Origin of the sequence: Shimia aestuarii, from assembly GCF_900114635.1 — a bacterium.
In the GTDB taxonomy this organism is placed as follows: Bacteria; Pseudomonadota; Alphaproteobacteria; order Rhodobacterales; family Rhodobacteraceae; genus Shimia; species Shimia aestuarii.
The window spans coordinates 50,884-74,827 of the sequence record NZ_FOTQ01000002.1 but is presented as its reverse complement, the minus strand read 5'-3'; the positions used below and the strand labels follow the sequence as shown (position 1 = coordinate 74,827).

The window sequence follows — 23,944 nt, the reverse complement described above, 5'->3', positions numbered from 1 at the left end:
GCGCGGAGGTGACTTTGAATGTAAGCAGTCACCGGCCCGTCTGGGAATGGGGGGAGATGAATTTTGATAACTTTTTGCGGCGCTTGGTGCGTTTCCTGTGCAACCATGTTTGGCGTAGGGGTGTTGCGTGCCTATTGTGTGTGAAAACGATGAAAACGCGGGATGGGCATGAAGGGGCAGGGTATAATGAGAACCGGTGTGAAGCGGCTGGCGGCGGCGGTATTGGTTTCTGTCGCGGTGATGGGATTCGGCGGGGCCATGGCTGGACCTGTGGAGCGCGAGATAGAGGCGATGGCGCTGGCGCTGGGCAGTACAGCGCAGAGTGAAACGGGGCAGCGTGAAATCGAAACCGAGGCGTTCGTACCAAGGTTTTATGCGCTGAGGGGGTTTGCCCCGGCATGGATGGCGCCGGATGCGGCCGAAGCGCTGTTTCGGGAACTGGAGCTTGGAGTTGCGCAGGGATTTCAGGAACAGGATTTCCGACTGGCCGAGTTGCGGGCGTTTCATGAGCGCGCGCGCGAGCGCGGCGCGCCGGAAGACATCGCCGCCTACGAATTTCTGGCCAGCGATGCGGCGGCGCGTCTCTTGAGCTTTGTGATTTTTGGCAAGGTTGATCCAACCGCCTTTGACAAGGACTGGAACTTTGATCGCCTTGTCCTGCAGCAGGATCCGGCAGAGGTGGTGAATGCCTATCTCGCCAATGAGGGGTTTGGTGCGCTGATGGCGCGGGTCACATTGGGCGCGGCGCAATACCGTGACCTGGTCACGGCCCTGGCACGCTATCGCGAAGTTGCCGCCGCAGGGGGGTGGCCGCGGGTGCCCTCGGAACATGTTCTGAAACCCGGTGACGTGGCCGCGGCGGTCGAAGCTCTGCGCTATCGGCTGGCGGCGGAAGCCGCGCTCAATGCCGGGCAAATCCTGCCTGAGGCCCCGGCAACCGGTGAGCCTGCGGCGTGGCTTTACGATGCGAACCTGCAAGAGGATGTGAAGGTTTTTCAGGCGCGTCACGGGCTTGAGGCGGATGGGGTGATCGGGGAGAAGACCTTTCAAGCGCTCAACCGCACTGCCGCAGAGCGCGTGGACCAGATCCGGCTCAGCCTTGAACGGGCGCGCTGGATCATGCGTGACCTTGGCGCGGAATACGTTCTGGTCAATATCGCGGGTGGGCGGACCTATTACATCAAGGGGGACGATGTGTGGACCACGCGGTCGGTGACAGGATCGCAATACCGCCAGACGCCGGTGTTCCGCGACAATATCCAGTACATGGAGATCAATCCGACATGGACGGTGCCCCGGTCAATTTTCCTGAAGGACAAGCTCGCGCGGATCCGGGAGGATCCGGGGTACCTGGAGCGCGGTGGCTATGTCGTCAAGAATGCCGAGGGGCAGGTGATCCCGGCGCAGACGGTAAATTGGGCGGCGGACAATCCGGGGGTGACGCTGATGCAGACGCCGGGGCCGAAGAATGCGCTGGGGCGGGTCAAGTTCATGTTCCCCAACAAGCACGCGGTCTATCTTCATGACACCGACAACCCGGCCCTGTTCCAGCGCAATGAGCGCAACCTGAGTTCAGGCTGTGTGCGTCTTGAGCATCCTTTCGAATTTGCCAATTTCCTGATGGAGGGAGCACCGGATTGGAACGGCGCGCGCTTGCAGGCGATTCTGGACAGCGGAAAGACCACGCGCATCGACCTGCCGCGCCCGGTGCCAGTGCTGCTGACCTATTGGACGGCGTGGGTCGAGGCGGGCACGGTGCAGTTTCGTGAGGACCTGTATGGACGTGACACAGCAGTCCTTGAGGCGCTCAATCGTTGAGCGTCTTTCCGGCGCAGCGCGCGCTTTGGTCATGCTGGTGCAGTTCGAGATCCCGTGAAGGCGTGAAATCGCCTTTCACGTGGTCCAGCCAGCAGCCGAAATAGGACTTCTCGGCCTCGGCATGGAACACCTCGGGCGCGCCTTTGTGCAGGGCGGGCAGGCGGGTCCATGGCACGTTGGGAAAGCTGTGATGCTCGTTGTGATAGCCGGTGTTGAACAACAGCCAGTTGATCGGGCCGTAGGTGGAGCGGGTCGGGTTCTCCATGTCCATGCCGGGATGCTCCGAGAGCGATTGACCAAGGTTGGAGATGCCCAGCTTGCCTAGGAAGAACGACGCGGTCCAGAGATGATAGAGCAGGGCCCACGGACCCAGAACAACAAGCATGACAACGTTGGAAAGGATCGACACGGCAATGAAAGGTGCCATTTCGCGTGAGGTGGGACGGGTGCCGGTGTAGCGTTCGACCGGGTCGTGCTGGGGTTTGCCCGATGCCCATTCATAAACGCGCGGCAGGATCAGGTCATTCAGGACCAGCGTTCCCAGCGGCAGAGCGTGGATGAAAAGGGTAAGACCGGTGAGGATCTTCTGCAGCCCCGGCGAGGTTTCCCCGATATACTGGCGCGCTTGCAGGGCGCAGAGGTCCTCGTGTTCATAATCCCGCGCATAGTCGCCAATGAAGGGGTGGTGGCTCGTGATGTGTTGATGTTGGTAGACCAGCTGCTTGCCATAGGTCGTCAGGATGAATTCGAGCCCGAGATCGAAGCCGAGCTTGGCGGCGGGGGCGCGGAAGATCAGCTTGTGGCAGGTTTCGTGGATCAGTGAGGCTGCCGAGTGATAGACGATCTGCCCGACGAGAAAGGCGGTGAGGCCGATCACGAGAATGCTTTGCCCCGACACCAGCCACGCGATACCCCAATGGATTGCCAGAAGAACGGGCAGGGCCAGCACCGTGAGCGGCTGGGTGCCCGAAAGATCGGCCAGCTCGGGATGTGCCCGGACGGCTTCGCGGCGCATGTCATTGTGGCGACGCGATTGCGGGGAGATGCGGTTGCGGGTGGTTGTTTCGGTCATGGGAGTGCAATGCGCTGAAAAAGTTGAGCGCAGTCTATCGCCAAGGAAAGGCGGGTCAACAAGCCGAATCGAAGCAGGTTGACGCAGGCGCATGGCCGCCTGCCGCTGGGTGCATGGTTTGTGCGGATTTTCGCACAAACTCCCGCGACCCCGTGCGGAAATTCGCACGAAAGGAAAGATGCGCATTTTAGATTGTGTAAGTTTTCTGTCACATTTCCTTGAAATCGCTTGAAAAATAACCATCGCGCCCACCGTGCAAACAAACTGTTGAGGCGCGCGGTTGAAGGCGTCACTGTTTTTGTGTGCCGCCCCATTGGGCGGAAACCATGGACTGAATAGAAACCTGGGGAGGAGCCCACATGAAATTTCTGACCACAGCCGCAACGGCGCTCGCACTGGCCGTGACCGCCGGAACCGCCGCGCAGGCCGCCTGTGATGACGGCGAGATCGTCATCAAGTTCAGCCACGTGACCAACACCGACAAGCACCCCAAGGGGATCGCCGCGTCGCTGCTTGAACAGCGCGTGAATGAAGAGATGAACGGCAAGGCCTGCATGGAAGTCTTCCCGAACTCGACGCTTTACAACGACAACAAGGTTCTCGAAGCCATGTTGCAGGGCGACGTGCAGCTTGCCGCACCGTCGCTGTCGAAATTCGAGAAGTTCACCAAGAAATTCCGCATCTTCGATCTGCCCTTCATGTTCAAGGACGTGAACGCGGTTGATGCCTTCCAGGCGTCGGACGCAGGTCAGGGCCTTCTGGACAGCATGCAGCGCCGCGGCCTGCAGGGTCTGGCCTACTGGCACAATGGCATGAAGCAGATGTCGGCCAACGTGCCGCTGGTTTCGCCGTCGGATGCAAACGGTCTCAAGTTCCGCGTTCAGTCGTCGGACGTGCTGGTTGCCCAGATGGAAGCCATCGGTGGTTCGCCCCAGAAAATGGCCTTCTCGGAAGTGTACGGCGCGCTGCAGCAGGGCGTTGTGGACGGACAGGAGAACACCTGGTCGAACATCTACGGCAAGAAGTTCTTTGAAGTTCAGGACGGCGTGACCGAAACCAACCACGGCATCATCGACTATCTCGTCGTGACCTCTGTTGACTGGCTGGACAGCCTGGAGCCCGACGTGCGTGACCAGTTCCTGACCATTCTGTCGGAAGTGACCGAAGTGCGTAACGCCGAGTCGACCGCCGTAAACAACGCGGCCAAGCAGTCGATCATCGACGCCGGCGGCACGATCCGCAGCCTGACCGCAGAACAACGTCAGGAATGGGTCGACGTGATGAAGCCCGTCTGGGACAAGTTCTCGGATGACGTAGGCCAGGAAAACATCGACGCGGCACAGGCCATCAACGCGGCGATGTAAGTCGCGCTGACTTGCAGGAAATTTTCATGGGACAGTGAAAATGAGGCGGGCGGGCCGCGAATGGTCCGCCCGACTTGTATCAAGAGAGTGAAATCAGGCCCCGAATGACCCTGCCTGAACAGGGAAGGGCCGATTTGCTCCAAAACCACGGGACACGGGAACAATGCATCACAAACATAGCTTTGTGGACCGGATCGAGGAGACGCTGATCGCGATACTCCTCGGGCTCATGACAGCGGTGACCTTCGCCAACGTCATTGCCCGCTTCGGGTTCAACTCTAATATTCTCTGGGCGCTGGAACTTACAGTGTTCATGTTCGGCTGGCTGGTGCTCTTGGGTGCCTCTTATGCGGTCAAGAAACACAGCCACCTTGGGGTGGACGCCATTCTGAACATGGTGTCGCCGGGCGTGGCGCGCATCATGGGGATGATCTCGGTGGCATGCTGCCTCGTCTTCTCGATGTTGCTCCTCAAGGGTGCCTATGATTACTGGGCCGTCTTTGCCGACTTGCCGCCGACCTCCGGGCGCTGGTTCCCGACCGGGTTCGAGGACAAGTTCCGCAGCCAGTCCTTCTACGAAGTGCAGGACGTGCCGATGGTCGGATTCCTGAGCTTCCTTGAAGACTGGATCAACTATGGCGAGGAATACGAGAAGCTGCCCAAGGTGGTGCCGTATCTCGTGTTGCCGGTGTCGATGTTCCTTTTGACCTTCCGCTTTTTCCAGGCGGCCCTTCAGATCTGGCGCGGTGAGACCGACCGTCTGGTGGCAAGTCATGAGGTGGAAGACGAGATTGAAGAAGTACGCGCTCAGCAAGGGGAGCATGACTGATGGAAGTGGTTCTCTTGTTTGCGATGGTGATCGGCCTCTTGCTGATCGGGGTTCCGATTGCGGTTTCCCTTGGTCTGAGCTCGATCATGTTCTTGCTGTTGTTCTCGGACGCGACGCTGGCGTCGGTTGCGGGGACCCTGTTCGAAGCCTTTGAAGGGCATTTCACCCTTCTTGCGATCCCGTTCTTCATCCTTGCGTCGTCTTTCATGACGACCGGGGGCGTGGCGCGCCGCATCATCCGGTTCTCGATTGCCTGTGTGGGCCATCTTCCGGGCGGTCTGGCGATTGCGGGTGTGTTTGCCTGTATGATGTTCGCGGCCCTGTCGGGGTCGTCTCCGGCAACCGTTGTGGCGATCGGGTCGATCGTGATCGCGGGCATGCGGCAGGTGGGCTATTCCAAGGAATTCGCCGCCGGTGTGATCTGTAACGCGGGTACGCTGGGCATCCTGATCCCGCCGTCGATCGTGATGGTGGTTTACGCCGCCGCCGTCGAAGTGTCGGTGGGGCGGATGTTCCTTGCCGGGGTCATTCCGGGCCTGATGGCCGGTGTCATGCTGATGGTGACGATTTATGTCATGGCCAAGGTCAAGAACCTGCCCAAGGGTGACTGGCTGGGCTGGGGCGAGATCTTTACCGCGGGCCGCGAGGCCGGCTGGGGTCTGTTCCTGATCGTGATCATCCTTGGTGGGATCTACGGGGGGATCTTTACCCCAACTGAAGCCGCCGCCGTGGCCGCCGTCTATTCCTTCCTGATCGCATCCTTCATCTACAAGGACATGGGACCACTCTCGGAAGAGGCCAATGGTGGTGAGAAGTCGAGCCTGCTGCGCAAGCCTTACGCGCTGATCACGGCCTTCTTCCATGGCGATACCAAGCACACGCTGTTCGAGGCGGGCAAGCTGACCGTGACGCTGTTGTTCGTGATCGCGAACGCGCTGATCCTCAAGCATGTTCTGACCGAACAGCAGGTGCCGCAGCACATCGCCGGTGCGATGCTGAGCGCGGGCTTTGGTCCGGTGATGTTCCTGATCGTGGTCAACGTCATCCTGTTGATCGGTGGTCAGTTCATGGAGCCGTCGGGCCTCCTTGTGATCGTGGCGCCGCTGGTGTTCCCGATCGCGATCCAGCTGGGCATCGACCCGATCCACCTGGGTATCATCATGGTGGTGAACATGGAGATCGGGATGATCACGCCACCTGTGGGGCTCAACCTGTTCGTGACCTCGGGGGTTGCGGGAATGCCGATGATGGGGGTTGTGCGCGCCGCGCTGCCGTTCCTCGCCGTGCTCTTCGTGTTCCTGATCATGGTGACCTATATACCGGCGATCTCGACCTTCCTGCCCAACACGTTCATGGGACCAGAGATCATAACCAACTAGCGTTGGTGACGAGAGAAAAGGAAGCGGCCCCGGCAGATTTGCGGGGGCCGTTTTTTTTGTTGTGGAGGTGGGAGGGGGCGCTGCCCCCGTCGTCGCAAACGACGACTCCCCCGGGATATTTCTGGCAAAAGGAAATGGCAGGTCAGCGAGAAAGCTCACCAAGATCCTTGGGGGCGTGGAGGAGGGTGCCTTCGTATATCGGCAAGCTGTCCGAGATCTCCAGCCAGGGCAGTTTGCTTTGGACATTGACATGGAATGTCGGGGAGAAGTGCTCGGGGTCTTCCAGAGAGGCCGCGTAGAGATGCATGCCGCCAGCGTAGTGGTCGGCTTCGAATGCCATCGGTGAGCCGCAGGAAGCGCAGAAGTGGCGGTAGACGCCAGGAGAGCTTTGCCGCGTTTTGGGCGCCGCGCCGGTCCAGCGGAACTGACAAAGCGGAACGCCGATCCAGGCGACGACCGGGGCCGCACAATTGCGACGGCAGTCGTCGCAATGGCAATAGCAGGACCAAGTCGCGTCGCCGTCAAACTCCCAGCGGGTTTGCCCGCACAGGCAATGTCCGTTTGTTGTCATGTTTCCCCCGGTGGTCGGCAACAGCCTGCGGAAAGTCGAGGCCCGGCGCATGTCCGGGCGGGACGGAAACGGGAAAAAAACGACCTATTGGGGGTCAGGCGGCGGAGAGCGCGTCAATGATGGCGCGGAAATCGGCGGACTTGAGGCTGGCGCCGCCCACGAGGGCGCCGTCGACATTCGGGACCGAGAAGATTTCGGAGGCATTTTCCGGCTTGACCGAACCGCCATAGAGCAGGCGCACGGAGCGACCCACGCCTGGGCCGAAGCGGCGTTCGAGGCGGGCGCGGATGAAATCATGCACTTCGCCAATCTGGGCGATCGTCGGAACCCGGCCCGTGCCAATGGCCCAGATCGGTTCATAAGCCACAACCAGGTTTTCGCCGGTTGCGTTATCCGGGATCGACCCGGCCAACTGGCCGCCGATGATGTCGAGCGTGTTGTCGGCCTCGCGTTGGGCAAGGCTTTCGCCCATGCACACAATCGCGGTCAGACCGGCGGCCCAGGCAGCGCGGGCCTTGGCGCGCACGTCTTCGTCATGTTCGTCGTGGTCTTCGCGGCGTTCGGAATGGCCGAGGATCACCGCGCTGGCTCCGGCGTCGCGCAGCATTTCGGCGGAAATCTCGCCGGTATGCGCGCCCGACCCATTGGCGTGGCAATCCTGTCCACCGAGGGCAACGGCGCTGTGGCGGACAGCGTCGGCAGCGCGGGAGAGAAGCGTCGCCGGGGGGCAGATCAGGATGTCAGTCTCGTTTGGCGCGGGAGCGTCGGCCAAGGTGCGCAATTCGACGAGGGCATCGCCCAGACCGTTCATTTTCCAGTTCCCGGCGGCCAGTTTGCGACGCATGTTCAACCCTCATCATTCAAATATCGTTTGAACGGTTTTGAGTGTTGATGTGAACGAGGTCAAGGGGGTGGATCAGCCCAGACGGGGCGGGGCGCCCGTGGCCTGTTCGGTGGCCTGTTCCCCGGCCAGTTCGTCGATGTCCTTGAACTTGATCGATTCGCCGCAACCGCAGGCATCGGCAACGTTCGGGTTGTTGAACTTGAAGCCGGATTCCAGCAGGGATACGTGGTAGTCGATCTCGGTCCCGAAAAGAAACATCTGGGCCATGGGGGCGATCATCACGCGGGCGCCGTCCTGTTCGACCACCTCGTCATGCGGGTCGGTCTCGTTAACGTAGTCCATGGTGTATTCCATGCCCGCACAGCCGCCCTTTTTCACACCGATGCGCAGGCCGGCATGGCCGTCCTTGTCCATCAGCTTGCGGATTTGCGCAGCGGCGGCCGGGGTGATGGTGACGGCCTGTTTTTCGTGGATACCGAACATGGGGTTATTTCCTCGCGTTTCCACGACAAAATAGGTCAGGATTGCGGGGGTATCAAGGTCGCCCCGCCGAAAATGCGGCGGGGCATGGGATTGATGTGTCGGATCAGGACGCGTCGGACAGGAGGCAGTTGGCGTAGTAGGTGACGGTCGCGGGCCAGTCCGAGAACATGCCTTTGATACCAACGTCCTGCGCCAGCACGTGCAGAAGCTCGAAATACATCGCGTCATTGCCGGTCACATCCTTGATCGACTGGAAGTACCAGCCACCGCCATTGGCGAGCGGACCGGAGCGTTCAAGGGTCCAGGTGATCAGCTTGAGACCGGCGTCGTTGGCGGCCTTTGCATAGGCCGAGCGGACAATCCTGTCATTTTCGACGGCGACCAGCATCCACATTGGCGGAGCGATGTAGTTGACACCCTTGGCCTTGAGGTCGGCAAAGTCATACGGGAAGGTTGCAGCATCGTTGGGATTGAAGCCATCGATGTTGTAGGACGCGTCAAGAAAGACGGCCTGTTTTCCGAATTCTGGTTCGTTTTCAACCCAGTATAGGACGTCTTCAAGGTTGAACGATTGAGCCCAGACATCCGTGGCCGGAACGCCTGCGGCCTTGTATTCGTCGATCAGCTTCTGGGCATAGTCGGCCTGGGTGAAGCCATCGAAAGGCATTTCGACCGAGGGGCTTTTCAGTTCGGGCGTGAATTTGGCGCCGAGATCTCGGAACAGGGCGATCGATTCCGCGTGGGTCATCAGCGTGCCTTTGGTGGCGTAAAGATCGGTGCGCCAGCCAGCTGTGCCGTCAAGGTAGGCCGTGACGGTGGTGGCCGATTTGTCGGCGGCGTCCATCTTGCCGTTCAGGCTGCGAAACTCGGCCAAGGTAATATCCGAGGTGCGGCATTCGGCGCTGGCCTTGCTGTCGCCGTTGGCTGGCGAGAAGCCTGCGGTGCATTTGTCGGCCAGTTCGGTGGCAAGGATGTTGGTGGTGGTGTGCAGGTCGTTCTGGGCGTGACGGCAGACCAGTTCCTTGTCCTTGGTGAAGGTTACATCGCATTCGAGAATGCCGGCCCCCATGCGGGCCGCCGCACGGTTGGATTCGACGGTGTGTTCGGGGAACATCAGCGGCGCGCCGCGGTGTCCGATGGAAAAGGGGTGCGGCTTCATCGTCATGTCCTTGCAGGATTCCAGCCGCTGTTTCAGCGGGCCGTCCTGCATCTGGTCAATCAGGTAATAGGGGCGGGGGCCCAGTTCGACCTCGGCGGCAAGCGCCGGGATCGGGGCGATGGCAAGGCCAGTGAGAAGAATAGTGCGCAACATCTGCGGACACTCCCATAAGTTGGAATAATGTCCGTGTCTTGTCGTGCCAATATGACAGGGCTTTGGCAGCCCGGTAAAGGAATGATGATGCTTGGGTAACGGTTTTACATGAAGCCGAGTTCAAGCCGGGCTTCATCGGACATCATCTCCATGCCCCACGGGGGCGACCAGACCAGTTCAACCGTGACGTTGCGCACGCCGGCCACGCCAGCCACGGCTTCCTGAACCCAGCCGGGCATTTCGCCCGCCACCGGACAACCCGGCGCGGTGAGGGTCATGATGATGTGCACATCGTTTTCTTCGGAAATCTCGATCGTGTAGACAAGCCCAAGGTCATAGATATTGACCGGAATTTCAGGGTCATAGACGCTCCGACAGGCTTCGACCGCCTGCTCGTGCAGGGGGTGATCCGTGCTGGAGGGGGCAATCAGGGGGGTGCCTTCTACGGGGTCTGGTGCCTGGGTCATGTCATGTCCTGCGTCATTCCTGAGTGTTCATATAGGGAATATGCCGGGCGAGGTCCAGAGGTCGAAACGAGGCATTTTGCCGATGACACCCTTGTGCGTATTCCGGGCGAGATCTGCTCGCAGTCATTTGGCGGTCTTGCGGCGGCGCACCGGGGCGGGGCGGACGCGCAGCTCGATCTCTTCGTAGAGTTTTTCCACCTGGTTGCGCTTGGTCGCTTTCTCGATGCCCTCCAACCCGGGGGACGAGTTCACCTCGAGCACTTTGGGTCCTTCGGAGCTGCGCAGCAGGTCGACCCCGGCAAGGTTCAGTCCAAACGCCTTGGCCGCCTTGAGCGCGGCGTCGCGTTCGGCCTTGGAGATGCGCGCGGCGCGCGCGGTGCCGCCCTGATGCAGGTTCGAGCGGAAATCGCCCTCGGCCCCGGTGCGCAGCATGGCGCCGACAACCTTGTTGCCGATCACGAGACAGCGCAGGTCTTCGCCTGCCGCTTCCTTGACGAATTGCTGTACAAGGAAGTTGGCCTTGAGACCCCGGAACGCGGAGATCACGGATTCGGCGGCCTTCTTGGTTTCGGCCAACACGACCCCTTTGCCCTGAGTGCTTTCCAGAAGCTTGACGATCAGCGGGGCGGACCCGACGAGGTCGATCAGGTTGCGCGTGTCCTTGGGCGAGTTGGCGAAGGCAGTGACCGGCATGTCGATGCGGTGGCGTGACAGTACCTGATGGGCGTGCAGCTTGTCCCGACTGGCCGTGATGCCTGCAGAGCCGTTCACGCAATAGGTTCCGATGGTCTCGAACTGACGGATCACCGCTGTGCCATAGGGCGTGATCGACGCACCGATACGCGGGATCACGGCGTCATAGCGGGGCAGACGTTTGCCGTCGTAATGCACTTCGGGGTTCTTGGAGTTGATCGCCATGTAACATCGGGTGGTGTCGATCACCTCGACGGAATGGCCCCGCTTTTCCCCTTCTTCCACGAGGCGGCGGGTAGAGTAGTTGTCTTCACGCGAAAGTACCGCGATGCGCAAGGCGCGTTTGGGGGCGTCTTTGCGCATGGAGGTGGAATGGTAGACGTCGTAGCTCAGTTCCGGCTGACAGAACCGGTCCGTGGCAACAATCGAGATGTGATCGCGCAGCGCCTCGCGGCCCAAAAGCATGTGGCTGGCCATGCCCAGGCGGTTCGTCAAGGTCAGTTCGATCGGCCAGGCTTCGTGGCCGACGACGAGGGTCGAGCTGATCACGTAGCGCTCTTCGCTTTCGCCATTGGAGGATGTGACGGTGCGCCGGTCAATGATATCGGCTGAACAGGGGATCACGAGATCGTCGCGCCCCGGAATGGGGTGCACGGCAAAACGGACTTTCGGCGCGTTCTTGGGACCAAATGTCTCAATGTCAAAGGCGTGCAGGGAAGAGGTGCGTGCGCCGGTATCGACCTTGCACTTGAGCGCGGGCAAGCCGAGATCCGGCAGGCCGACCCATTCCTCCCAGCCAAAGCGCAATATCTGGCTGCCGCCGTCGGCAGTGGGGGCTTCCGGGTCGTACTGGCTTTGATCGGTATCGCTCATCAAACGGTTTCCTTGGCTGACAGGCAGAATCACCCCATGCGGGGCGAGTTCCCTTTATAGGCTTTGTCGTGCGGGAATGTCCGGTTCAATCGTTGATATCGTGATCGAAGGTTTTGACCTGCCCTTTTGGTAGCGCAAAAAAGCGGCGTAGCAGCAGCCATGAGGCAAGCGAAAGCGCGGCAAAAATCAGGATCAGCGTGGGAAGGGACAACAGGGACGCAGGCCCCAACACCATGAGGCCGACAATCGCCGCTGCGATGGCAAAACCCAGGAATACAAAGCCCGGCACGAGGACTTCGAGAATCGCGAGTACCAGCGCAAAGGCCAGCCACACCCACCATGTTGACAGGAGTTCACTCATTTGCCGGTTCCCTTCAGCATTTTGAACGCGTCGCCAAACGCTTCAAGCGCCTGTGCGGGAACAATGATGGTTTGCTGCCCCTGTCCGGCACCAAGGCTGTTCAGTGCCTCGACCTGTTTCAGGGCAACCTGGTATTGCGCGGCCTCGATGCCGTTTTCACGGATCGCCTTGGCCACAACCTCGGTTGCATAGGCTTCTGCGTCGGCCTGAATGCGACGGGCCTTGGCAATCTGTTCGGCGGCATAAAGTTGGGCATCGGCATTGAGTTCCACTGCGCGCTTGGAGCCTTCGGCCTCGGTGACTTGTGCGCGCCGGGCGCGTTCGGCGTTCAGCTGTTGCAGCATCGCTTCGCGGGTGGCGGCGTCGAGATTGACATCAAGGATTTCCGAGCGCGTCACCTCGATCCCCCAGTCATCCACGGCGTCTTCGACAGAGGCTTTGATGGCAGAGGTCAGCTGCGCGCGGTTCGATTGTACCTCGTCCAGTTCCATCTTGCCAATCTCGGCCCGCACGATCCCGGCAACGGTGGTAGCAATTGCCGCGTCCACGTCGCGGATACGGTAAACCGTCTTTTCCGGTTGGATGATGCGGTAGAAGACCGAAGTGTCCACCTGCAGGAGCACGTTGTCCGAGGTGATCGCGTCCTGGCTCATCGTGGGCAGCTGGCGTTCGAGAATCGAAATTTTGTGACGTGCAACATCCAGAAATGGAACGATAAAGTTGATGCCCGGCCCAAGCACCGCGTGAAGGCGTCCAAAGCGTTCGATCACGAATTTTTCGGATTGCGGCACGATCTTCACGCCCTTGAGAACGATCAGGATGAGGAAAACAGCCCCGAGGATCAGAACGAGATTGCCGGACAGAAGGTCAAGGAAAAGGTCTTCGGACATAAGTTGCTCTCCACTGTCGTACACGCCACTAGGCAAATGAGGGATGAGGCCATCATCTTCAAGCCGGTATGGCGCGAAATGGTCTGACTGTCTCGTGTTTTCTGAAAAGGCCAGCATGACCCATGGCAGGTTCAGGGGCCTTGAGTTCTGCCCTGCCTGCGACGGATCAGGCCAAGATATGCGTGAACCGCTGCACCCAAAGCATAAATGATGGCGATGCAGGTGAAGGCGAGGGGGGCGCCGCCTTGGATCAAGACGGCCAGCAGGATCGGTGTTCCGAAAAGATTTCCGATATTGCCCATTTGGGCGAGCGTTCCATTGGCAAGAGCACGGGTTTCCAAAGAGGCGTTCAACTGGGGAACAGAGGCAAACGTTGCCCCCTGTACCAGACCAAGCATGGCAAAGAGGGCAATGGCCACCGCCCCGACCGGTACGCCAAGTGGCAAAAGGGCCAACACCAGCACGGCAAGCAAGAAGCCGAGTGAAACCAGATGGGCGGCTGCGATCCGCGTGAGCAGCAAGGGGACACACAGAAGCGACACGGTGATGCTTGCCAGCGGCATTGCGCCCGTGATTGTCGCACGCGTCTCGTAAGGCAGGAGTGGCGGCAACAAGGTCAGGAGCGAGACAAAGGTGAGCGTATAGAAGATCCATCCAAGCGAGGCGGCGGAGATATAGGGGGAGCCATAGGATTGTGCGTGCTCCCGCACGATGCGGCGCAGAGACAGCGATGGACGGATCCCCGCCTGGGGAACGACGCGCCTCAGGATCAGGAACAGGCCAATGGCGAGCATTGCCATGATCGCAGAGTGCACCAAAAACAGCGCCTCGATTCCGGCTGACTGAACTAGTGGCAAGCCAAACCATGCTGTTAGGGCAAAACTGACACCAAAGAACGTGCTCCAGAGCGACAGTGCCGCCCCACGTATTCGGTCGGGGCTGAGCTCGGCGATGAGGGTTGGTGCTGCTACGACGATGCCCAGATGGGAAAGACCTTCGATCAGACGCGACAACATCATGACCGGAAGGGAAGGCAAGGTCGCCTGCCAGACCGAACAGGCCGCTCCCAGAGCCAAGGATGCAACGAGTATGCGCATGCTGCCAATTTGTCCGACCAGAGTTCCCGCGACCATACCCAAGACGGCCCCAAGCGCGCTGATCAGGGTCAAGAGCCACCCAGCGGCGTTGCCCGCCTGCGGATAGGTCGTTGCCTGAAGGATGTCGAAAGGGACTGCGATCTTTGCAAACTGCGCCGCGGCCGCCAGCCCTGACGTCCACAGCAGGAAGATGGCAAACACTGAGAAACGGAGCGAGGAAATCATGGCGAAATCATTATCCAAGATGTCCAGCGAATGCCATGGGGCAGGGAGGTTCGCGCCCGAAGGCAGCATGAATTTGGCGGCAGTCGGGCTTGGCAAAAGACGGCAATTGGCGCAAAAGGCTGCGATCAACGAAAGATGCAGGGCGGGAACGCGATGTCGGTCAAGATCTCCTTTGAACTCAAGGCCACCGATGGCAAGGCCCGAACCGGTGTGATCTCCACGCCCCGTGGCGAAGTGCGCACCCCGGCTTTCATGCCTGTGGGCACAGCGGCGACGGTCAAGGCGATGATGCCTGAAAGTGTGCGGGCAACCGGGGCGGATATCTTGTTGGGAAACACCTATCACCTGATGCTGCGCCCTACGGCCGAACGGATCGACCGGCTTGGGGGGCTGCACAAGTTCATGAACTGGGAGCGTCCGATCCTCACCGATTCCGGGGGCTTTCAGGTGATGTCGCTGGCGGGGTTGCGCAAGCTCACGGAGAAGGGCGTGACCTTCAAATCGCATATCGACGGGTCCAAGCACGAACTGACTCCGGAACGTTCGATGGAGATCCAGCGGCTTTTGGGTAGCGACATCGTCATGTGCTTTGACGAATGTCCTGCATTGCCTGCCGACCGGGATCGCATCGCGGACTCGATGCGCCTGTCAATGCGCTGGGCGGAACGCTCGCGGGAGGCCTTTGGGGATCGACCGGGGCACGCACTCTTCGGGATCATGCAGGGTGGTCTTGAAAAAGACCTGCGCGAAGAAAGTGCGGAGGCGCTCAAGGCGATCGGCTTCGAGGGCTATGCAGTGGGTGGTCTGGCCGTTGGGGAAGGGCAGGCGGCCATGTTCGACTGTCTCGATTATGCGCCCGGTTTTTTGCCCGAAGACAAGCCGCGCTACCTGATGGGGGTGGGCAAGCCCGACGACATTGTCGGCGCAGTCAAACGCGGAATCGACATGATGGATTGCGTACTGCCGTCCCGTTCCGGGCGCACGGGACAGGTGTTCACGCGGCACGGAGTGGTCAACATCAAGAATGCGCGCCATGCCGATGATCCGCGCCCCTTGGATGCGGCCTGCACCTGTCCGGCCTGTGCCAATTATTCGCGCGCCTACCTGCATCATGTGTTTCGGGCCAACGAGATGATCTCGGGGATGCTGCTGACTTGGCATAACCTGCATTATTTTCAGGAAATCATGGCTGGGATGCGGGCTGCGATCGCTGCTGGTACTTTTGACAGTTGGGAAGCGGACTTCCATGCGCAGCGGGCGCAAGGCGATATTGAGCCACTGTAACTCTGGCCGCAGGAGCGCAATCCCCACTTGGACTGATTGATCGGACCAACGTGTTTCAGGGCCGATGGCCTGCCTGAGCGTTGGAGACTTCGGCATAAACCCCAAAGAGAGTCTGAACGGAGCATGACAGGACCAAATCAAGGGAATAACCTGTCCCGGCGATCAGGATAGCAGGAGGCCACAATGGCGATATTCCGAAAGACTTCGGCGCGGGAAATGAAGTTCCGCATGATCATCTGTTCGGCTTTCTTCTTTGTCGTGATGGCGATCACTTCCTGGATGGGTGTTCAGGGCACCAGTATGATCTTCTTCGTCTTTGGCGTGCTGGCCGTGGCATTGGCAGTCTATTGGGCCAGACGTGAAGCCCGGGAGCGGAACGCAGATTAGATTGCGATGCGTTCGGAGTAGGTGGCGAGAGGCATTCATGGCCGGCGCTTTGGCGACTCGCTGCGCGAATCGTGATGGTCAGGTCAGTCTGCCGCGCTGTAACGTGAATGGTGTGGCGCCGTGCCTTGAGATCCTCTGCGCTGTTCCAGACATCACCAGGTCTCGGTGGCATGGTTCGCCGGATCGAACGCACACGTGGCAGGACGGTGCCCAATTCTGCGAACAGCGGAGTTTTCAACCAATTGTGAAAGCGCAGGAATGACGACGGTGAGCGTTTTGACATCCCCTTGGGGAGAGCGCGTGTCATCAATTGGAGACAGTCATGTTTGACAAGCACGGCGGGCGCGACATGTGCAATTCGGCGCAATCGTGCCTTGCAGCGCCTGACGGGGCCAGTATGTTTGTTGGCACGGTTTGTCAGAGCAGTGGTGCGGTTGAAAAACAGGCTTCGCCACCCCAGCTTTGATTACCAGGAAACGGAAACGGCCCATGGGTTGCCGCCAAGCGGGACCAGTGCCGTTTTGCCAAGAACAAGGACAGAGCATGCAAGAGCCTCTCAACACTTCCTACCCGGTCCTGCCTTTGCGGGATATCGTGGTATTTCCGCACATGATCGTGCCGCTTTTCGTAGGGCGCGAAAAATCGGTGCGGGCGTTGGAAGAGGTCATGGGTGACGACAAGCAGATCCTGCTGTCGAGCCAGATTGACCCCAGCGAAGACGATCCGGACGCCGAAAGCATCTATACCTCGGGCGTTCTGGCCAATGTGCTGCAGCTTTTGAAGTTGCCCGACGGCACGGTGAAGGTTCTCGTCGAGGGGCAGAGCCGCGTGCAGATCACCGAATTCATCGAAAACGAGTCCTATTTTGAGGCGCGGGCTGAATACCTGTCGGAACTTCCGGGGGATGCGGCCACGATCGAAGCACTGCTGCGCACGGTGGCAGACGAGTTTGAGCGTTACGCGAAGGTCAAGAAGAATATCCCGGAAGAGGCGCTGAGTGCCGTGGCCGAGACCACCGAGCCTGCACGGCTGGCCGACCTTGTGGCCGGGCATCTCGGCATCGAAGTGGCGCAGAAGCAGGAGCTTCTGGAAACGCTTTCGGTGAGCGAGCGTCTGGAGAAGGTCTATGGCCTGATGCAGGGCGAAATGAGCGTTCTGCAGGTCGAGAAAAAGATCAAGACGCGGGTCAAGTCCCAGATGGAGAAGACCCAGCGCGAGTATTATCTGAATGAGCAGATGAAGGCCATTCAGAAGGAGCTTGGCGACGGCGAAGAGGGCGAAGGCGAAATTGCCGAGCTTGAAGAAAAGATCGCCAAGACCAAGCTTTCCAAGGAAGCCAGGGAAAAGGCCGATGCCGAGCTGAAAAAGCTCAAGAACATGTCGCCGATGAGCGCCGAGGCCACGGTTGTGCGCAACTACCTCGACTGGATGCTGAGCATTCCGTGGGGCAAGAAAGGCCGGGTCAAGAAGGACCTGAACAAGGCGCAGGGCGTGCTGGATGCGGATCATTATGGTCTGGAGAAGGTCAAGGAACGCATCGTCGAATACCTCGCGGTGCAGCAGCGCTCGGCCAAGCTCAAGGGCCCGATCCTTTGCCTTGTCGGCCCTCCGGGCGTGGGTAAGACCTCGCTGGGCAAATCCGTGGCCAAGGCGACGGGGCGCGAGTTCATCCGCATCAGCCTTGGTGGTGTGCGGGACGAAAGCGAAATTCGCGGCCACCGCCGGACCTATATCGGCTCGATGCCCGGCAAGATCATTCAGGCGCTGAAAAAGGCCAAGACCACAAACCCTCTCATCCTGCTCGACGAGATCGACAAGATGGGGCAGGACTTCCGTGGCGATCCGGCCTCGGCCATGCTTGAGGTGCTGGACCCGGAACAGAACGGCACGTTCGTGGACCACTACCTTGAGGTGGAATACGACCTGTCGAACGTGATGTTCCTGACCACGGCGAACAGCTACAACATGCCGGGCCCGCTTTTGGACCGGATGGAGATCATTTCGCTGGCCGGTTACACCGAGGATGAAAAACTCGAGATCGCCAAGCAGCATCTGCTGGACAAGCAGGTCAAGAACCATGGCCTCAAGAAAGGTGAGTTCGAGCTGACCGACGGCGCGCTGACGGAAATGATCCGCCGCTATACCCGCGAAGCCGGGGTGCGGAACCTTGAGCGCGAGATTGCGAAACTGACCCGCAAGGCGGTGACACAGATCGTGCGAGGCGATGTCGACAAGGTGGTCGTGACCGAGGAGAACCTCGACGACTTCCTGGGCGTGAAGAAGTTCCGCTATGGTCTGGCTGAACAGTCCGATCAGGTGGGCGTTGTCACCGGGCTGGCCTGGACCAGCGTCGGCGGCGATCTGCTTCATATCGAGGCGCTGAAACTGCCCGGAAAGGGGCGGATGAAGACCACCGGTAAGCTGGGAGACGTCATGAAAGAGTCGATTGATGCGGCGTCTTCCTATGTGCGTTCGATCAGCCCGCAGATCGGGGTGAAGCCGCCGATGTTCGACAAGATCGATATCCACGTGCACGTGCCCGATGGCGCGACGCCCAAGGATGGCCCCTCGGCAGGACTTGCCATGGTGACGTCGATTGTATCGGTGCTGACCGGCATTCCGGTACGCAAGGATATTGCGATGACGGGCGAGGTGTCCCTGCGCGGCAACGCGATGCCAATTGGCGGCCTGAAAGAGAAACTGCTGGCGGCGCTACGTGGGGGTATCAAGACGGTGCTGATCCCGGAAGAAAACGAAAAGGATCTGGCCGATATCCCGGACAACGTGAAGGACGGTCTCAAGATCATTCCCGTCACGCATGTCTCCGAAGTTCTGAAGCTGGCATTGGTCGAAGCGCCGGAGCCGGTGGAATGGGACGAAGCCGCCGAGGAAGCCGCCGCCGCCGCAATGGCATCGGACAAGGGGGCTGGCGCGACGGCGCATTGATCCGAATATGAAATCATGGAGAGGCGTGCATCAAGGGATTGGTGCACGCCTTTTCTTTGCGCACATATTGTGGCTCTTGTTACCATCTTGGCAAGATTTTGCGGGCTAGGGTGGCTTTGTCAGCGGCACACTGATAGGCTGTTTCCAATCGAGCAACAAACGAAGCAATAGATCAGAGGCACCCATGGCCACCACTCGCAAGTCGAGCACGACTCGCAAACCGGCAACCGCCAAGAAAACAACCCGCAGCACCACGAGCCGTGCGAAGAAGGCGACGACGGCCCCCAAGGCCGCGCCAGACGCAACCGTGGTCGCTTCTGAGCCGACGGTCGTTGTTGCCGGGGCAGAGCTCAAGAAGAAAGAGCTTATCGAGGCCGTGGTGGATCGTTCCGGAATCAAGAAACGCTTTGCGAAACCGACGATCGAAGCGATGCTTGCGGTTCTGGGCGAGGCGCTTGCTGATGGACGCCCGTTGAACCTGCAGCCGTTGGGCAAGGTCAAAGTGCACAAACAAAAGGAAATTTCCGGTGGAAAAGTTCTGATCACGCGGGTGCGGCGCAAGGACAATGCATCCCTAGATGCCGTCCAAGAAAGTGCGTCCGACCCTCTTGCGGACGCAGCGGAGTAACGCTAAACAGCCCGTCATCGGGTGATTAGCTCAGTGGTAGAGCGCTTCGTTCACATCGAAGATGTCAGGAGTTCAAATCTCTTATCACCCACCATTCTTTGAAGCGGGCGCTCCCTGAAAAGGTTGAGCGCCCGTTTTCTTTTTTGCAAATGGCCATACTGGAAGATGGGACGTTTTCTCACACCTTTTTGGCGTTTAATGGGCATGCCAAATGCCGCTTAATAGCTTACTAAGCACATTGATCGAGAGTGTCCGGACATCAGGTGGGACATCAAGGCCGGGGTCATCGGACTTGCAACGCGCCCCCTTTTAGTATACCGCGGCATACAAATACAGTGAGTGCCGGGATTTGGGGGGGAATCTCTGCCCCGGCGCTCTCGCAAAAGCCAACTCAAAATCGCTGGGAACGCCATGAGCTTGTATACTGACTACCTTAAAGAAATTGATGCCCGCAAAGAGCAGGGACTGCACCCGAAGCCGATTGATGACGGCGCGCTTGTCAAAGAGCTCGTGGCCCAGATCAAGGATGAAGCCAATGAGCACCGCGCAGCGTCGCTCAACTTCTTCATCTACAACACGCTGCCCGGCACCACGAGTGCTGCAGGCGAAAAGGCGGCCTTTCTGAAAGAAATCATTCTGGGCGACGCCGTGGTTGCGGAGATCACCCCGGAATTCGCGTTCGAGCTGCTGTCGCACATGAAAGGTGGCCCGTCGATCGAAGTTCTGCTTGATCTGGCCCTTGGTGACGACGCGGCGATTGCTGCGCAGGCCGCCGATGTTCTGAAGACACAGGTGTTCCTCTACGAAGCCGATATGGACCGTCTGTCGGACGCGCATAAGGCGGGCAATGCCGTCGCCACCGACATTCTGGAAAGCTATGCCAAGGCAGAGTTCTTCACCGAGCTTCCAGAGATTGATGAAGAGATCAAGGTTGTGACCTATATCGCAGCCGAAGGTGATATCTCGACCGACCTGCTGTCGCCGGGTGCCGAGGCGCATTCGCGTTCGGACCGCGAGCTGCACGGCAAGTGCTTTATCTCCGAGACCGCGCAGGCCGAGATCGAAGCGCTGAAAACGCAGCATCCGGACAAGCACGTGATGCTGATCGCTGAAAAAGGCACGATGGGCGTTGGCTCGTCGCGCATGTCGGGCATCAACAACGTCGCACTGTGGACCGGCAAGCAGGCCAGCCCCTATGTGCCTTTCGTGAACTATGCCCCGATCGTGGCTGGCACCAACGGCATCTCGCCGATCTTCCTGACCACGGTTGGCGTGACCGGTGGTATCGGTATCGACCTCAAGAACTGGGTCAAGAAAACCGACGCAGACGGCAATGTGGTGATGGACGAGAACGGCGATCCGGTTCTGGAACAGGCCTATTCGGTGGAAACCGGCAAGGTTCTGACCATCAACACCAAGACCAAGAAGCTTTACGAAGGCGACACCGAGCTGGTTGACGTGTCGGCGGCCTTCACGCCGCAGAAGGTCGAATTCATGAAGGCTGGCGGCTCTTATGCCGTGGTCTTTGGTAAGAAGCTGCAGACATTTGCCGCCGAAACCCTTGGTCAGGAGCTCAAGTCGGCTTTCGCGCCGTCCAAAGAGATCAGCCATGAAGGGCAGGGCCTGACCGCTGTTGAAAAGATCTTCAACAAGAACGCACGTGGCGTGACCCCGGGCAAGACCCTGCACGCCGGTTCGGATGTTCGCGTGAAGGTCAACATCGTGGGCTCGCAGGACACCACCGGCCTGATGACGTCGCAGGAACTCGAAGCGATGGCGGCCACCGTGATCTCGCCGTCGGTTGATGGCGCGTATCAGTCTGGCTGTCACACCGCGTCGGTCTGGGATCTCAAGGCACAGGCCAACACGCCCAAGCTGATGGCGTTCATGAACAAGTTCGGCCTGATCACCGCACGTGACCCCAAGGACCAATATCACTCGATGACCGACGTGATCCACAAGGTTCTGAACGACCTGACCGTGTCGGATTGGGACATCATCATCGGCGGCGACAGCCACACCCGTATGTCCAAGGGCGTTGCCTTTGGAGCCGACTCGGGCACCGTTGCTCTGGCGCTGGCCACCGGCGAAGCCACCATGCCGATCCCGGAATCGGTCAAGGTGACTTTCAAGGGCACCATGAAGGACCACATGGATTTCCGTGATGTTGTGCATGCCACGCAGGCGCAGATGCTCAAGCAGCATGGCGACAACGTGTTCCAGGGCCGCGTGATCGAAGTTCATATCGGCACACTGCTGGCGGACCAGGCCTTTACCTTCACTGACTGGACCGCAGAGATGAAGGCGAAAGCCTCGATCTGTATCTCGAATGATGACACGCTGATCGGTTCGCTCGAACTGGCCAAGTCGCGCATCCAGATCATGATCGACAAGGGCATGGACAACGAAGCCCAGACCCTGAAAGGTCTGATCGAAAAGGCGGACAAGCGCATTGCGGAAATCAAGTCGGGTGAAAAGCCTGCGCTGACTCCGGATGACAACGCCAAGTACTTCGCCGAAGTTGTGGTTGATCTGGACGTCATTGACGAGCCGATGATCGCCGACCCCGACGTGAACAACGCCGACGTGTCCAAGCGTTATACCCACGACACCATTCGCCCGGTATCCTTCTATGGAGGCGACAAGCAGGTCGATCTCGGCTTCGTCGGCTCGTGCATGGTGCACAAGGGGGACATCAAGATCGTTGCCCAGATGCTGAAGAACATCGAGAAAGCCCAGGGCAGTGTCGAGTTCAAGGCACCGCTGGTTGTGGCCGCTCCGACCTACAACATCATCGACGAGCTCAAGGAAGAGGGCGACTGGGACATCCTGCAGAAGTACTCGGGCTTCGAGTTCGACGACCTGATGCCCAAGAGCAAAGCCCGCACCGAGTATGAGAACATTCTCTATCTCGAGCGGCCCGGCTGTAGCCTCTGCATGGGCAACCAGGAAAAGGCCGAAAAGGGCGACACCGTTCTGGCCACCTCGACCCGCCTGTTCCAGGGCCGTGTTGTTGCGGACCTGCCGGACAAGAAAGGTGAATCGCTTCTGGCCTCGACCCCGGTTGTGGTGCTGTCGGCCATTCTTGGCCGTACACCGACGCTGGACGAATACAAGCAGGCCGTTGAAGGCATTGACCTGACCAAGTTCGCGCCGCCGATGGAAAAACCCGCAGGCGCGCGTTCGGTGCACTTCTAAGGCGTGTTCCGGCGCCATTGCGCCGGGAAGAACAAGTTCGGGAAGGGCGGCACATGGGTGGCGCCCTTTTCCTTCGATAACAGGCGCGTCGTTCAGGTGCCGGAGAAGACCCTGTCGGGCAGGATCGGATTACCCTTTTCCGGTCGAAAACTTGTAGGGCGACATGCCAAAGGCTTCGCGGAAGCGTTTGGAGAAGTTTCCAGCGGTTTCGTAGCCACAGGCAATGGCCACTTCGACCACGGGCATATCGGTTTCTGCAAGAAGGATTCGGGCGCGGTGCAGGCGCAGATCCTGAAGATAACGTTTCGGGGTCGTATTGAGATGGGTGCGGAAAAGCCGTTCGATCTGGCGGCGCGAGACACCAAGGTCGCGGGTGAGGGCGCCAAGGTCGATCTCGCCATCAAGGTTCTCTTCGAAATGGGCGATGATCGCGAGGAGTTTCTCGTTGCGGGTGCCAAGGCTTGCCGAGGTGGACGCCTGCTGCCGGTCGGTTTCCAGACGCTGCACAGAGTGCAGGCACATGTTGAGCACCGCGCGGGCCAGATCGGTGCCATGACGTTCATAGATCAGCTTGATGAAAAGGTCCGTCGCCGCAGCGCCGCCCCCACAGGTGAGAATGCGATCATCGATGGCGTAGAGCTGTTCGACCGGGTCCAGACCGGGAAAATGCTCGCGAAACGGTGCGATGTTTTCCCAGTGAAGGGTAAAGGTGCGCCCAGCGAGAATCCCGGCGCGCGCAAGCGTATAGGCCCCGGTGCACAGACCGCCAACAGTGCGCCCCATACGCCATTGGCGGCGAATCCAATCTGAGGTGCGCGGGCTTATCGAGCGCTCGGGTTGTACGCCGGAACACACGAAGATGCGGGCGTTTGACGGGGTGTCGCCGATGGGAGCGTCAATGCCGATTTCGATCCCGTTCGAACAGCGCACGTTTTCACCGGTTTCGGACACCGTCGTCCAGCTGTAGAGGCTTTGTCCGGTCAGCTGATTGGCAATGCGCAGGGTTTCCACCGCCGAGGTAAAGGCGAGCATCGACAGGTTTGGCAACAGGGCAAAAACGATCGGTTCCGCAGCGGCAACGGGGGGAAGCGGGACGTGGGCGACTCCCTTTGGGACAATGGCATCTGGCAAGTCGGCACCTGTACAGAAAAGGCTTTTCGGATCGCTGACATAGTAGCGTAGAAAAAGGGTGTGCAATACGGAAAAAAAGCGGTTGCAAGCCC

20 protein-coding genes and 1 tRNA gene are annotated in these 23,944 nt (G+C 59.5%); 10 read left to right on the top strand and 11 right to left on the bottom strand.

Going from position 1 to position 23,944, the window contains the following annotated elements; translation table 11 throughout:
• Positions 1 to 186 precede the first annotated feature (186 nt).
• The gene (locus tag BMZ35_RS08060; RefSeq protein ID WP_242654739.1) at positions 187 to 1,818 is read left to right on the top strand and encodes a L,D-transpeptidase family protein; all 1,632 of its coding nucleotides are present in this window, start codon (positions 187 to 189) and stop codon (positions 1,816 to 1,818) included.
• On the opposite strand, the gene BMZ35_RS08055 is transcribed toward BMZ35_RS08060, so the two are convergent.
• Positions 1,808 to 2,890 (bottom strand): fatty acid desaturase, encoded by a 1,083-nt coding sequence (locus BMZ35_RS08055; protein WP_165610031.1) that lies wholly within the window; start codon positions 2,888 to 2,890, stop codon positions 1,808 to 1,810. The genes BMZ35_RS08060 and BMZ35_RS08055 overlap by 11 nt on opposite strands.
• Positions 2,891 to 3,249: 359 nt before the next feature.
• Here BMZ35_RS08055 and BMZ35_RS08050 point away from each other — a divergent pair, with 359 nt between their 5' ends.
• The 3 genes from BMZ35_RS08050 (at position 3,250) to BMZ35_RS08040 (ending at position 6,462) form a co-directional block, all read left to right on the top strand.
• Entirely contained in the window at positions 3,250 to 4,254 is a 1,005-nt protein-coding gene (locus tag BMZ35_RS08050) for a DctP family TRAP transporter solute-binding subunit (RefSeq protein WP_093092804.1), read from the top strand.
• Between the two features lie 163 nt (positions 4,255 to 4,417).
• Entirely contained in the window at positions 4,418 to 5,083 is a 666-nt protein-coding gene (locus tag BMZ35_RS08045; protein ID WP_093092802.1) for a TRAP transporter small permease, read from the top strand.
• The gene (locus tag BMZ35_RS08040) at positions 5,083 to 6,462 is read left to right on the top strand and encodes a TRAP transporter large permease (protein WP_093092800.1); all 1,380 of its coding nucleotides are present in this window, start codon (positions 5,083 to 5,085) and stop codon (positions 6,460 to 6,462) included. Before BMZ35_RS08045 ends, BMZ35_RS08040 begins: the two co-directional genes overlap by 1 nt.
• A 142-nt stretch (positions 6,463 to 6,604) precedes the next feature.
• Here the strand turns inward: BMZ35_RS08040 and BMZ35_RS08035 are convergent, their stop codons facing one another.
• The 9 genes from BMZ35_RS08035 to BMZ35_RS07995 all read right to left on the bottom strand — a co-directional run bounded on the left by BMZ35_RS08035 (position 6,605) and on the right by BMZ35_RS07995 (position 14,407).
• Positions 6,605 to 7,033 carry a GFA family protein gene (locus tag BMZ35_RS08035; RefSeq protein WP_093092798.1) on the bottom strand — a complete coding sequence of 143 codons (429 nt, stop codon included), beginning with the start codon at positions 7,031 to 7,033 and terminating at the stop codon, positions 6,605 to 6,607.
• A 94-nt stretch (positions 7,034 to 7,127) separates the two neighbouring features.
• Positions 7,128 to 7,877, bottom strand: a complete 750-nt coding sequence (gene tpiA / locus BMZ35_RS08030; RefSeq protein ID WP_093093308.1) for a triose-phosphate isomerase — start codon at positions 7,875 to 7,877, stop codon at positions 7,128 to 7,130.
• Positions 7,878 to 7,949: 72 nt separating this feature from the next.
• Positions 7,950 to 8,360, bottom strand: a complete 411-nt coding sequence (locus BMZ35_RS08025) for a HesB/IscA family protein (RefSeq protein WP_093092796.1) — start codon at positions 8,358 to 8,360, stop codon at positions 7,950 to 7,952.
• 103 nt (positions 8,361 to 8,463) lie between these two features.
• Positions 8,464 to 9,672, bottom strand: coding sequence for a glycerophosphodiester phosphodiesterase family protein (locus BMZ35_RS08020; protein WP_093092794.1), 1,209 nt, complete (start codon positions 9,670 to 9,672; stop codon positions 8,464 to 8,466).
• A gap of 104 nt (positions 9,673 to 9,776) precedes the next feature.
• The gene (locus tag BMZ35_RS08015) at positions 9,777 to 10,139 is read right to left on the bottom strand and encodes an SUF system Fe-S cluster assembly protein (RefSeq protein WP_093092792.1); all 363 of its coding nucleotides are present in this window, start codon (positions 10,137 to 10,139) and stop codon (positions 9,777 to 9,779) included.
• 123 nt (positions 10,140 to 10,262) lie between these two features.
• The gene (gene rimK, locus BMZ35_RS08010) at positions 10,263 to 11,705 is read right to left on the bottom strand and encodes a 30S ribosomal protein S6--L-glutamate ligase (RefSeq protein WP_093092790.1); all 1,443 of its coding nucleotides are present in this window, start codon (positions 11,703 to 11,705) and stop codon (positions 10,263 to 10,265) included.
• A gap of 85 nt (positions 11,706 to 11,790) precedes the next feature.
• On the bottom strand, positions 11,791 to 12,066 hold the full coding sequence (locus tag BMZ35_RS08005) for an NfeD family protein (protein ID WP_093092788.1): 276 nt from the start codon (positions 12,064 to 12,066) through the stop codon (positions 11,791 to 11,793).
• The gene (locus BMZ35_RS08000; RefSeq protein ID WP_093092786.1) at positions 12,063 to 12,956 is read right to left on the bottom strand and encodes an SPFH domain-containing protein; all 894 of its coding nucleotides are present in this window, start codon (positions 12,954 to 12,956) and stop codon (positions 12,063 to 12,065) included. The genes BMZ35_RS08005 and BMZ35_RS08000 overlap by 4 nt, the downstream gene beginning before the upstream one ends.
• 131 nt (positions 12,957 to 13,087) lie before the next feature.
• Entirely contained in the window at positions 13,088 to 14,407 is a 1,320-nt protein-coding gene (locus BMZ35_RS07995) for an MFS transporter (RefSeq protein WP_131814344.1), read from the bottom strand.
• Between the two features lie 24 nt (positions 14,408 to 14,431).
• Between BMZ35_RS07995 and tgt the strand changes: the two genes are divergently transcribed.
• The 6 genes from tgt (at position 14,432) to BMZ35_RS07965 (ending at position 22,721) form a co-directional block, all read left to right on the top strand.
• Positions 14,432 to 15,562 carry a tRNA guanosine(34) transglycosylase Tgt gene (gene tgt / locus BMZ35_RS07990; RefSeq protein WP_093093306.1) on the top strand — a complete coding sequence of 377 codons (1,131 nt, stop codon included), beginning with the start codon at positions 14,432 to 14,434 and terminating at the stop codon, positions 15,560 to 15,562.
• Between the two features lie 183 nt (positions 15,563 to 15,745).
• Complete coding sequence (locus tag BMZ35_RS07985; RefSeq protein ID WP_093092782.1) at positions 15,746 to 15,949, top strand: hypothetical protein; 204 nt, start codon at positions 15,746 to 15,748, stop codon at positions 15,947 to 15,949.
• A 543-nt stretch (positions 15,950 to 16,492) separates the two neighbouring features.
• Complete coding sequence (lon, locus tag BMZ35_RS07980; protein ID WP_093092780.1) at positions 16,493 to 18,895, top strand: endopeptidase La; 2,403 nt, start codon at positions 16,493 to 16,495, stop codon at positions 18,893 to 18,895.
• A 184-nt stretch (positions 18,896 to 19,079) separates the two neighbouring features.
• On the top strand, positions 19,080 to 19,523 hold the full coding sequence (locus BMZ35_RS07975) for an HU family DNA-binding protein (protein ID WP_165610030.1): 444 nt from the start codon (positions 19,080 to 19,082) through the stop codon (positions 19,521 to 19,523).
• A 19-nt stretch (positions 19,524 to 19,542) separates the two neighbouring features.
• A tRNA-Val gene (locus BMZ35_RS07970) sits at positions 19,543 to 19,617 on the top strand.
• Between the two features lie 317 nt (positions 19,618 to 19,934).
• Positions 19,935 to 22,721: a bifunctional aconitate hydratase 2/2-methylisocitrate dehydratase gene (locus BMZ35_RS07965; protein WP_093092778.1), complete on the top strand. Its 2,787-nt coding sequence runs from the start codon at positions 19,935 to 19,937 to the stop codon at positions 22,719 to 22,721.
• A gap of 129 nt (positions 22,722 to 22,850) precedes the next feature.
• Here BMZ35_RS07965 and BMZ35_RS07960 read toward each other — a convergent pair whose 3' ends face one another.
• Complete coding sequence (locus tag BMZ35_RS07960; RefSeq protein WP_242654738.1) at positions 22,851 to 23,918, bottom strand: GlxA family transcriptional regulator; 1,068 nt, start codon at positions 23,916 to 23,918, stop codon at positions 22,851 to 22,853.
• Positions 23,919 to 23,944 lie beyond the last annotated feature (26 nt).

Coding starts and splice junctions, on each gene's coding strand:
- BMZ35_RS08060 (WP_242654739.1), top strand. CDS start 187: ATGAGAACCGGTGTGAAGCGGCTGGCGGCGGCGGTATTGGTTTCTGTC.
- BMZ35_RS08055 (WP_165610031.1), bottom strand. CDS start 2,890: ATGACCGAAACAACCACCCGCAACCGCATCTCCCCGCAATCGCGTCGC.
- BMZ35_RS08050 (WP_093092804.1), top strand. CDS start 3,250: ATGAAATTTCTGACCACAGCCGCAACGGCGCTCGCACTGGCCGTGACC.
- BMZ35_RS08045 (WP_093092802.1), top strand. CDS start 4,418: ATGCATCACAAACATAGCTTTGTGGACCGGATCGAGGAGACGCTGATC.
- BMZ35_RS08040 (WP_093092800.1), top strand. CDS start 5,083: ATGGAAGTGGTTCTCTTGTTTGCGATGGTGATCGGCCTCTTGCTGATC.
- BMZ35_RS08035 (WP_093092798.1), bottom strand. CDS start 7,033: ATGACAACAAACGGACATTGCCTGTGCGGGCAAACCCGCTGGGAGTTT.
- tpiA (WP_093093308.1), bottom strand. CDS start 7,877: ATGCGTCGCAAACTGGCCGCCGGGAACTGGAAAATGAACGGTCTGGGC.
- BMZ35_RS08025 (WP_093092796.1), bottom strand. CDS start 8,360: ATGTTCGGTATCCACGAAAAACAGGCCGTCACCATCACCCCGGCCGCC.
- BMZ35_RS08020 (WP_093092794.1), bottom strand. CDS start 9,672: ATGTTGCGCACTATTCTTCTCACTGGCCTTGCCATCGCCCCGATCCCG.
- BMZ35_RS08015 (WP_093092792.1), bottom strand. CDS start 10,139: ATGACCCAGGCACCAGACCCCGTAGAAGGCACCCCCCTGATTGCCCCC.
- rimK (WP_093092790.1), bottom strand. CDS start 11,705: ATGAGCGATACCGATCAAAGCCAGTACGACCCGGAAGCCCCCACTGCC.
- BMZ35_RS08005 (WP_093092788.1), bottom strand. CDS start 12,066: ATGAGTGAACTCCTGTCAACATGGTGGGTGTGGCTGGCCTTTGCGCTG.
- BMZ35_RS08000 (WP_093092786.1), bottom strand. CDS start 12,956: ATGTCCGAAGACCTTTTCCTTGACCTTCTGTCCGGCAATCTCGTTCTG.
- tgt (WP_093093306.1), top strand. CDS start 14,432: ATGTCGGTCAAGATCTCCTTTGAACTCAAGGCCACCGATGGCAAGGCC.
- BMZ35_RS07985 (WP_093092782.1), top strand. CDS start 15,746: ATGGCGATATTCCGAAAGACTTCGGCGCGGGAAATGAAGTTCCGCATG.
- lon (WP_093092780.1), top strand. CDS start 16,493: ATGCAAGAGCCTCTCAACACTTCCTACCCGGTCCTGCCTTTGCGGGAT.
- BMZ35_RS07975 (WP_165610030.1), top strand. CDS start 19,080: ATGGCCACCACTCGCAAGTCGAGCACGACTCGCAAACCGGCAACCGCC.
- BMZ35_RS07965 (WP_093092778.1), top strand. CDS start 19,935: ATGAGCTTGTATACTGACTACCTTAAAGAAATTGATGCCCGCAAAGAG.